5 protein-coding genes are annotated in these 10,296 nt (G+C 71.8%); all 5 read right to left on the minus strand.

Translation table 11 applies throughout. From position 1 onward, the window contains the following. Nucleotides 1-45: 45 nt before the first annotated feature. Complete coding sequence (locus Aph01nite_RS18040; RefSeq protein ID WP_204042075.1) at nt 46-2,424, minus strand: beta-propeller fold lactonase family protein; 2,379 nt, start codon at nt 2,422-2,424, stop codon at nt 46-48. Continuing rightward, on the minus strand, nt 2,421-6,149 hold the full coding sequence (locus Aph01nite_RS18045) for a hypothetical protein (RefSeq protein WP_204042076.1): 3,729 nt from the start codon (nt 6,147-6,149) through the stop codon (nt 2,421-2,423). Before Aph01nite_RS18045 ends, Aph01nite_RS18040 begins: the two co-directional genes overlap by 4 nt. Nucleotides 6,150-6,151: 2 nt before the next feature. Next, entirely contained in the window at nt 6,152-7,012 is an 861-nt protein-coding gene (locus Aph01nite_RS18050) for a hypothetical protein (protein WP_204042077.1), read from the minus strand. Beyond that, nucleotides 7,009-8,301: a hypothetical protein gene (locus Aph01nite_RS18055; RefSeq protein ID WP_204042078.1), complete on the minus strand. Its 1,293-nt coding sequence runs from the start codon at nt 8,299-8,301 to the stop codon at nt 7,009-7,011. The genes Aph01nite_RS18050 and Aph01nite_RS18055 overlap by 4 nt, the downstream gene beginning before the upstream one ends. Then, nucleotides 8,298-10,296 (minus strand): DUF6603 domain-containing protein (locus Aph01nite_RS18060; RefSeq protein ID WP_373872304.1); only part of this gene is annotated, 1,999 nt, incomplete at its 5' end. The genes Aph01nite_RS18060 and Aph01nite_RS18055, both read right to left, overlap by 4 nt.

The raw sequence follows: 10,296 nt of genomic DNA on the forward strand, positions 1-10,296 counted from the left end.
GGCAAATAGGCGCCGTCGACGTCAAACACCGGCTCCGAACCGGCGCTAGTGGATCGTGATCACGCTGATGGTGTCGGTGCTGACGCCGTTGGCGCCGGTGGCGAGCAGGATGCCGGGGGCGGAGCCGTTGGCCACGAGCAGCGGGGTGAAGTCGCCGCAGCCGTACGGGATCGCCTGGAGGGTCGCGGTGTCCATCGCGGTCAGGGTTCCCGCCTGAGAGTTCAGGTAGAGCGTGTCCTCGTCCGCGGACAGCAGGATCGGGCCGTCGGTCCGGGTCAGTCCGAGCGGGGTGTCGCTGACGAGTGCGAGCGCGCCCGTGACCGGGTCGATGTCGACGGTGAGCAGGCTGCCGTGGGCGGGTGACTTGACGCTGTCGACGCAGAAGCAGTACGCGCGGGTGAAATCCGCGGTGACGACCTGATTGGCGACCATCACGCGCAGCCGCTGCGAGACGTACAGCGTGTCCTTGGTGACGAACCCGTTCGCGACGTCGACGACCGCCAGCCCACCGAAGCCCGCCAGCAGCAGCTTGCCGCCATCCGGGCTGACAGCGGCCACACCTTCCATGCCGAGCGCCGGGTCGGCCGGGGCGACCCAGGAGTTCCTGACGGCGTAGGTGGCGGGGTCAAGCGCGGCCACGCAGAGCCGGCGGGTGCTCATGTCGCTGTTCCCGATGAAGACCGTCTTGCCGTCTCCGGTGACCAGCATGTACGGAATGGAAGGCTGCCCCGAGGGCGCCAGCGAGTCGAGACCCACGGGCTTGCCCAGCCGCGCGGTGCCGACGTCGAGCGGCAGGATGGAGTAGTCGGGCGAGAGGCGACTGACGTCGCCGTTTCCCGATGACGCGATCAGGTGGATCGTCTTCCCGTCGGGACCGGCCGCGGCGGCATTGATCAGGGTGCCGCCGCTGCGGCTGGGCGGAATGATCGGGCCGACGTCGAACCCGCCCGTCACCTTCAGCGTCGCCAGGTCGAGGACGGCGCCGCGGGTCAGCGGCTGGGTGATCCTCATCCCGATGTTGATCTGGAACAAGAACGCCTTGCCGGCGCCCTTGGGGACGACGATTCCGCCGAGTGACGGCAGGCCGGTCGCCACGTCGCCGCGGGTCACACCGCCGATGTCCAGCACGGCGCTGGCGATCAACTCCTCGCTCGCCCGCTTCCTGCCCCGCCCCCCTCGGCTCCTGCCCTTGCGGCCGGAATCGCCCTCGCCCCCGGAGATGTCCTTGTACGCGATCAGGGTCAGCCTGGTGCCGAGCCCGACCCTGATCCCGCCCGTGATCGGGCCGCTGCCCGAGGGCGCGAAGTTCTGCCCGGACGCGATCCCGGGTGCGTCGAAGCGCGCGCCGGTGGTGTGATCGGTCGCCCAGGTGAGCACGGTCTGCACGGTGGCCTGGCCGTATGGGACCACCGGCGGCGTCGCGGAGAACGACAGCACCTCGGGCCCCGGCTTTTTGGTGATGATCACTGTCGTGGAGCCGTCGTTGTAGCCGGGGACGCTGTGCCAGCTCACGTACGCGAGCGTGAGCGCCTCGTCGAGCCCGCCGGGCAGCGTGGCTTCGATGCCGGTCAGCGCGAACTCGATGATGCCCTGCCCGCCGCTGCCGAGCACCGTGCCGCCCCCGTCGGGGTCGGGCTGCATGATCCAGTACGGGCCCTGGCCCTGGACGTGCCGCTGCGGCGGCTGCCAGACATTGCCGTAGGCGTCGCCGATGCTCATGGCGATCTGCGCGGCGTCGGGCACGGTCGTCAGCGCGCCCGGACCGTCGCCGTAGACGAAGGTGAGCTGGAACGTGGGCGTGTGGCCCTGCCATGCGCCGGTGCCGCCGGGGACCAGCACCGCGTCGCCGGGGTTGACCAGATGCAGGGTCAGCTGCTGCGGCACCCCGGCGTAGACGGAGGGCTGGTTGAAGTCGATTTTCAGGGGCAGCGTCTTCAGCCCCGGCTGCGGCGGATTGGCGATGTTGAGGAACAGCGGCACGTCGGCCTGGTCGTCGGTGACGCCCTGCGCGCCGGCGAGGTCGATGTCCGCGTTGCCGCTGATCGGCTGGCCCGACACCAGCACGTTGCCGAGCCGGAAGCTCAGCGCCCCGCCCTGCGGCACGCTCACCTGGCTCACCGGTGCGATGACCAGATACTGGAAATCGTTCGCGTCGGCGAAGGTGGCGGCCTTCCAGCCGGGTGCGGATACCTCGAAGGCGGCGATGTCGGCGTTGTCGATGTACCCGTTGAGATAGACGTAGATGGCGGACTGCCCAGCCGGGAGACTGCCGTCGGCTACCGGCGTCCCCGGCGGGAACACGATCGGGGCCCCTAAACCGTTGGTGAGCGTCAGCGTCAGCGCGTTCACCGTCGGGTCCCGGGTGATGTAGATGTTCGACGTGCCGTCGGCGTTCTTCAGCGCCGCCGTTACCTGTTGGTTCATGGCATGACCAGCCAGCCCTCGGTGATCTGCTGCGGGGTGTAGTCGAGCGTCGCCGACGATGGCGCGTCGGCCGTCTGCGCTACTTTCCACTGGCCGTCGGCGACGGTGACCCAGTTCCAGGCTCCGTGTTGCTTCGGGAGGGCCAGCGACATGATCGCGGTGTTGGACGCGGTCAGCACCGGGCGGGTGGCCAAGGCCAGCGACAACGAAGCGATGTCATAGTGCTCGGGCGGGATCGTGATCTGCTCGACCGGCAGCACGCCGGTGGTGGCGTGAACCACGCCGCGCGGGTCGAGCAGCAGGGTCACGACGGTGCCCGCCCCGGCGTCGGACGTGGGCGACAACGTGACCGTGTCCTGTGCGGGCGGCCGCACGCCGCCGTTGGACGCGGTCGCGGCGGGCGCGTAGAACGACAGCCAGTCGGTGTCGTCGCCTTGCTGCACCCAGAAGCCGATCAAGCTGTCGTCCAGGCGCTGCGGGTCGCCGAGCCTGACCGGGAAACGCACCGCGCTCAGGCCCGCGTCATCCGGCGCCGCGCCGTGCAGGACTCGCGCCACGAAGCTGGGCCAGGACTGACTGGCGGCGGTGCCGCCGGGCACTTCGAGGTTCAGCCCGGCACGGGCGAGGGCGAGCGGCTGGCCGGCCAGTACGGCGGACTCCGCGCTTTCCCGGAACTCCGCGGGCAGCGTGAAGTCGAGCGATTCGCGTATCTGCGCGAAGAACGGCGCGAGGAACGTGGCGTCCCCTCCGGCGTAGATCGCGACGGCGATGCCGTACAGGTGCGGATTCTGGCCGGCGAAGACCGTCTCGACGCTCGCCCCGTGCGGGTAGGCGCCGCCGGGCGCCGGCGTCCACAGCACCGTGCGTTCGTCGATGCTCAGCGCGAACTCACCCAGCGGGGTGCCGTCGGTGGCGTAGACGGCCAGCGCGCGGTCGAGCCAGTTGGGAACCAGCCACCCGAACACCGGCGTGGTGGCCGGGTGGCTGTTGGTCTCCACTTGGTCGTCGCCGGCGGCCAGCCAGCGGAACAGCAGCCGGGCGGGCTGCGTCAGCCGCGGCGGCAGGAAGGCGGCGCCGGCCGGCGCGTTCAGGGCGGGCGGCGGCGTCAGCGACGCGGACAGCAGCACGGACGGCCCGGCGAAGTCCCTGAACCGGCCGAACGCGTCGACCACGCGCAGCCGCCGAATGGACAGCGTGCCGGTGCGCAGCGGGTTGAAGCTCGCCTCCGGCAGCGGGGCGACGCTGTTCTCCGGCCCGACCGCGGCGGCGATCTGGGCGGTGAACCTGGCCAGCGGCGGCGCGGCCAGCGGGTCGCCGACCGGCAACTGCAGCACCAGCTCCCGCATCAGCATGGCCTGCCCCGCGCCGGTGAGCTGCTGGGCGAGCAGCGGCAACGTCTGCAACTGACCCAGTATCGCGGTGAGATCGGGGTCGGCGTTTCCGGTGTTGCTCAGGAAGCGCTGGATCTCGTCCACCATGGTGGCGCCGGTCCGGCCGCCCAGCAGCGTGCTGCCGGAGTAGAGCTGCTCGTCCTGCGGCGTGCCATGGACGTACCCCAGGTCGACCGCGCTGGTCGGAAGCTGGAAGTTGGCGCTGACGAAATCCGGCGCGTAGGCGCCGCCGCGGACCGGGTCGATGTACTGCAGCGGGCGGAACGCGACCTCGTACTGGAGCAGCAGCGGGAGCCACGGCGTCGTGGCCCAGTCGTGCACCGCCGCGCGGGACGGCGCGCTGCCCGTGTAGCTCACCCTCGTCGGCGGATTTCCGGCCACGAACTGGACCGCGGCCTGGCGCAGCACGTTGCCGGTGGCGGCGAAGTCGAGCACCGCCGGGTTGGTCCGTCCGCCCTGCGCCGCGCAGGCGGCGGCCACCGCCGGTTGCAGCGCGGGTGCGATCAGGATCGCCTCGCGCAGCAGCGCCTGCAGCAGTGCGGCGGGCGCCTGATCGGGGAGGGCCGCCAGCGCGGCCAGCGCCGTCGCCGGGACCGTGACCTGGGCGCTGCCGGAAACCGCTCCCGCCTGGAGCGTCACCGCGGTGACCACTTCGGTGTCCAGACGGCAGGACAGGCCGGCGCCGCCCAGGTCGCGGCCGGCCGCGAGGTGCCGGGCGGCCGGGGCCACGTCGGGACCGCTGAGCAGCAGCACCGGCTCGGCGGGTTCGCGGTACGGCCGGGCCGGGGTGTCGCCGCGCAGCGATTGAGCCGCGGGCAGGGCGGCCCGGATGGCCTGCGCCGCGGTGGCGATGGCGGCCGTCAGCGTGTCGAGGGTGCCGCCGGTCTGGGTGATGGCGGCGATGGCCTGTGCCTGCGCGCTGAGAAAGGTCTGCACCGTGCCCAGCTGGTCGCGCAGTTCCGGCGGCGCCAGATCGGGCTGGTAGCGGATGACGAGGTTCTTGTACCAGTCGGCGAACAGCTGCTGACGGCGCGTCCGCAGTTCGTGGGTCAGCGTGTCCGCCCGCAGCTGGAGCAGGTTCAGCGCGCTGAGGTCGTCGGCGAGCTGGGCGGGCAGGGGGACCTCCCCGCCCTGGGCGGTCTTGTCCACCGTGACGACGCTCCAGACCGACCCGCCTCCGCCCGCCGCGAAGCCGGCATCGTGCATCGCCTGCTCGAAACTCGGTTGCGAGTCGACCTGCGCGCTCTTGGACAGCAGCCCGAACTGCAGCGCGTTGAGCAGCCGCTCGGTGTCGCCGGCCGCCGGGGACCCCGGCGCGGCGGCCGCCATCAGCGCGGACAGCGCCTCCGGGCCGGTGTCGGCGACGGCGACCGTGAGCGGCCGCGGCGCGTCGTCCAGATACTGCCGGGCGGGATCCCAGCTGATGCCGTTCACCACGCCGCTGCACACCGTCGCGGCGGGCGCGACGGTCCCGTCCCAGGTCCAGCCGTATCGGTTGCTCCCGGGCACGATTTTCCCGGTGCGCATCGGGTCGTTCGCGGCGTCGCCGTACCAGCCCGCCACGTGGTAGCTGATCGTGCTGCTCGCGGGGCGGTAGCCGGTCAGGTCGGCGAGCGTGTCGAGGAAGCCGAAGCTGGTGCAGGAGTTGGGGTAGTACCCGGCAAACGTGGGCTGGCCGTAGCCCATCGCGGTCAGGCCGGTCAGGCGTTCCGCCGCTCCGCCCGTCTCACGCCAGGAGGCGAGGTCGAACGACGCGCCGAGATAGCGGAAGTTCTGCCCGGGGGTGGGCTGCATGGGCACGGTCGGCTGGGGCCGGCCGGGCGTGGCGGTGGGCGTCGCCGACAGCCGGTCGCTTTCCACCACCCAGCTCCGCGTGGACACCGTCGGCCGGCTCGCGACGGCCACGTCCAGGACGATGCGCGTCACCAGCCAGCGCTCGGGCACCGGGGGGAAATCCTGCCGCCCGTCGGCGCCGGCGATCGCGTGGCTGAGCCCGGCGGGCAGGGCCCAGTGCAGATGGACGCCCTGCGCCAAGGGCACCGCGCCTCCGAAGGGGACCGAGCCGGCCAGCACGTCGGCGCTGATGTACGGCCCGCGGTTGTGCGTGACCCGGTCGGCCACGTACGGCAGCGCCGAGAAGTCGGCAGTCGGTCCCAGCGTCATCGCGACGCCGCCGGGATCCTGCCCGTCCACGTCGGGCCTGCCGACGCAGAGCGCGTCCACGTCGATGGAGACGATCAGCGTCGGCGGGCTCGGCTCCGCGTCCCGACGCCGGCGGAACGGGCGCCTGCGCCGCTTGTCCGGCTTTTCCTTCCGAAACGAGCGCCTCGGCATGCTCAACTCCCCGTCTCGAAGCTGACCGACTGGACGCCTTCCACCATCTCCAGCCCGAACTGCGCGGCGCTGAACTCCGTCGCCGGAGTCGGCGACGGCCATACCCGCGAGGACATGGCCTGGGCGAGCGCGGCGGTCTTGACGACGGTGGTGCTCCCCGCGCGCAGGGTGACCGGCTGCACGGCTCCGTCGATGAAGCCGCCGGTGCCGGGACCGGCGGCGTAGCGCAGCTGCTTCTGCCAGCCGCCGCCGGAGGCGGGATCCAGCCCGAAGTGCACGCCCTCCGGTGGCTCGCGCAACTCCACCCGGCGCAGTACGCCGCCGAGCAGGCACAGCAGCAGCGCGGGAGCCATCCGCTCCAGGCGCAGCAGCGGCAACGGCTGCGTGGCGTCGGCATCGGCGTAGCCGCGGACCTCCAGACCGGGCCAGCCGGAGACCGCCGCGGAACGGAGCAGGAAACCGCTGATCGCTTCCGGAGCCGCCGCGGGCGCCTGGTCGCCGAGCAGATCGGCGCGGACCCGGCCCAGCCGGGCGCGCGCGGCGGGGACGGCGGCGGCGCGCAGCGCCTCGCCGGCGTCGGCGGTGGCCCGGGTGGCGCCGACGCTGAACGCGCCGTCCAGCAGTGCCTCCACCCAGGCGTTGTCGACCTGGAAGAACCGGATCGATTCCATCGGCAGCATCCGGATGTCCGGCACGAGGTAGGCGAACGGCACTCCATGGAGCAGGTGCAGCCGGGTCAGCCAGTCGATCACCTGATACTCGTCCGTACCCGGCTCTGGGTCGGCGGTGACGCCCGATGTCGCGGCGATGCGGGCGCGCAGCGCCTCACGGCCGACGAACCCCGGCAGCTCGCGTGGCATCATCGGCCCCCGTTCTCCGTGAGCTGTGCCGCCGCCGGGCCGACCACGTCGCGGATGACCCGGGCGAGCCGGCGGTGGGCCGGCGGGAGGGATTGATCGGTGTCGGTGGACAGCGGGGGTAGCAGTTGATCCACGATCTCCTCTTCGAGCTGGTTCGCGGCCTGCTGGGTCACGGTCAGCTTCCAACGGAACAGTGCGGTGGCGTAGCCGCGGTCGTGCAGCGCGAGCAGCCGTCCCAGCTCCCACGCGGCGGCGTAGCTCACGTCGAACATCCCGGTGCCGGGGTCGTAGCGGAGCAGCTCATCGCTTGCCTGCGCGTGGACGGCCGCCGCGGGCGCGACCCCGAGCGGCAGCAGCGGCCCGCGATACCAGGAGACCGTGCCGCCGCCGTCGCGCAGCGTGTGGTTCATCGCGGTGTAGCCCATGCCGAGCGCCTGCGAGACCGGCGTGCCCGGTGGCGCCGGGAGCTGGAGGGCGGCCGGGTTCATGTCCAGCGCCTGCAAAATGCCCTGGAAGCTCTGTTCTAGCCGTGTGGCGAAGAACGTCCAGCTGCGCAGCACCGCCAGCCGTACCGTCTGGGCCGCGGGCGGCACGGCGGCCGGGAGAACGCCGTCGTCGGAGGGCAGGTAAGGTCCATAACCCTCAAGGGACACCAGGAACACCGTGCTGGTGTGTCCGGAGGTGGGCAGCCGGTTGCCGAAGACGACGGCGAACTCGGCCGCCGGCGGGGTGTCGCCGTCGGTCGCCTTCGCCGCCGGGGAGGCCAGCCGTGTGTGCGCCAGCCAGGTCAGGTCGGCCGGCGACGGCGCGATCTGCGCGAACCGGCCGACCGGGACGTCGATGACCGTGACCGGATCCGAGGCCTGCTCCCCGAGTTCGGGGGTGCGCGGCGGGACGAACACGTCGCCGCCGCTGACCAGGTCGGCGATGGTCATCGCCCGTGGTGACGGCGGCGGGTCCTGCTCGTCGAAGAGCAGCAGCGCCAGCCAGCCCGTCCGGGTCGCGATCCCGCCGGGCTCGCGCTGCCAGGGCAGGGTCGGGTCGGTCAGTACGACGTGCGGGAGCGTGTTGTCGAACTCGCCCTGGCTGCCCGGCGGCGGGAACACGCTGTTCACACCGCTGTCGTCGAGCTGGTAGCGAATGCCGGTGACGAAGAAGGACTGGGTCGCCCGCAGCGACTCGCTCTGGCCGTTCACGTTGACGGCCTGCGTGGCCGTAATCGTGTACTCGCCGTCCTCCAGGGCGGGCAGCAGGTACTGAACGAAGCTGATGGAGCCCTCGTCCGCGCTCATCGGACCTCCTCGCCGAGCAGCCGCAGCTGGGGCGGCGCCGCCATAAGACCGAGTGCGTTCGCGGCGAAATCGGCCACGTCGACGTCGGCGTCGACCGCCAGGCCCTGGTCGCGCAGCGCCGCGAGCAGATCGCGGCGCGCCTGGGCGACGCCGCGATCGGTCAGCGACGACTGCATCCGCGACATGGCCGTGTGCTGGTCGAAGGTGTCGCCGTCCGGCGGCGTCACCGGAGACCAGCCGAAGTCGCGGTGCGGCGGGTCGTCGACGAGCAGTTCCTCCACCGGCACCGGCGTGGTGCTGCCGCCGGTCGGCGGGCTGGGTGTCAGCACCACGCCGAGCAGCGCGCCGCCGACGGTCCCGTCGGTCTGCATCTGGTTGCTCGTGTTGAGGTACAGCCCTTTGGGGACGCCGCCGGTGGTGGCGGCCGCGGTCCAGCGGCTTGGGTCGGGCTTGCCGCCACGCGTGATGCCGATCGTGAGCACGGAGTCGAGCGCGCCGGGGGCGGCGCCCATCGGGCCGACTCCGAGCTGATCGGTCCAGGCGCCGGACGGCGTCACCGTGTCGCCGGCGACGACGGTGGCACTGGTCGACGGCAGTTGCGTGGCGACCGCGACCCGCAGCGAGGCCGCCGACACGACGCACACGGTGGCGTCTGCCTGCCGCGCCGTGCCCAGCAGGCCGTCCGCCGCGCTGATCGTGACCAGGCTGTCGGTGGGCGTCACCGTGCCGGGGGACACGGTGACGGCCGCGGCGGCGTGGCGTTCGGAGGCGTTGGCCGGCGGCAGGAACGACTTCCGGAAGTCGGGCCAGCTGAGATCGTCCGGCGGCGGCGGCTGTCCCGCGCCGAAGGCGATGGTGAACGAGAAAATGGACAGATCCACGAGGGCGGTGCCGCCGAACGGCGGTCCCCACAGCGTCAGGCCGATGCCCAGTTGGAGGGTGATCCGCTGGGTGACCACCAGCAGGTGCAGGGTGAACGACACCCCGATGCTCACGCTCACCGAGATCTCGTACTGGAAGGGCTTGAATCTGATGAGGAAGTCCGCCTGGGCGTCGAACCAGGCCGACAGGTCGCCGCTGTTCCAGGTCGCCCGCAGGTAGCCGCCGGCCATCAGGACCGACGGGGTGAGGGCGAAGTACAGCCCGCCGGTGACCGACAGCTCGTCGGATACCTGCCAGCTCAACCCCAGCCGCGGCACCTGCTGCGGGTAGTGGGACGGCGGCGTGAAGTACGGGTTGTAGCCGCCGAGCGTGACGACGAAGTCACCGGCCTGCGGGCTGGGCGCGAACCACACGTAGAAGGCGAACCCCCCCGACAGGCGCGCCGCCTGATCCAGTACGTAGGAACGGGGGGTGAGCTGCGCGTTGACGGCCAGCTGACCGCTGGACGGCGAGAGGTCGACCAGCAGGACCAGATCGGCCACGGCCACCGGAGTGGTCGCGCCGGTGGGCACGCTGATCGTCGACTCGCCGAGCAGGCTGATTTCGGTCCGCGTGCCGAACGCCACGGTGAGCAGCGCGAACGACCGCACCATCTCGAACGAGGTGAACCGCACGCCGGCGGCCAGCCAATCCTCGTTCGGCATCAGCTTGATGAAGTGATCGAGCTGCTGCTGGGTGGTCGCCGAGTCCAGCTTGCCCATCGCGCCGGCGACGAGCGGGAAGTCGGCCACTCCCGAGATGTCCGGAAGCTGCAGACTGCGGTTGTAGCCGAAGCCGCCCGCCAGCCCGGTGACGAAGAAGAACGCGGGCCCGCCGAGCGGTGCGTCGAGGAACAGGAACGCGAACAGGGACGGCTGCCCGTTCACCGTCGTGTACGAGCCGAACGCGGTCACGCCGAACTCGGCGATCTGGATCGTCAGATCGCCGGTGTACTCGACCGGGGAGGAGCCGGGCACCTTCTCCAGGCCGCCGCCGATCTGAACGGCGCCGCCGTCGAACTGGACCTGCAACCCGGCCAGGTCGAAGCTGGGCACGAACGGCGCGTGGATCGGC

The organism is Acrocarpospora phusangensis, from assembly GCF_016862995.1.
In the GTDB taxonomy this organism is placed as follows: Bacteria; Actinomycetota; Actinomycetes; order Streptosporangiales; family Streptosporangiaceae; genus Acrocarpospora; species Acrocarpospora phusangensis.

Coding starts and splice junctions, on each gene's coding strand:
- Aph01nite_RS18040 (WP_204042075.1), bottom strand. CDS start 2,424: ATGAACCAACAGGTAACGGCGGCGCTGAAGAACGCCGACGGCACGTCG.
- Aph01nite_RS18045 (WP_204042076.1), bottom strand. CDS start 6,149: ATGCCGAGGCGCTCGTTTCGGAAGGAAAAGCCGGACAAGCGGCGCAGG.
- Aph01nite_RS18050 (WP_204042077.1), bottom strand. CDS start 7,012: ATGATGCCACGCGAGCTGCCGGGGTTCGTCGGCCGTGAGGCGCTGCGC.
- Aph01nite_RS18055 (WP_204042078.1), bottom strand. CDS start 8,301: ATGAGCGCGGACGAGGGCTCCATCAGCTTCGTTCAGTACCTGCTGCCC.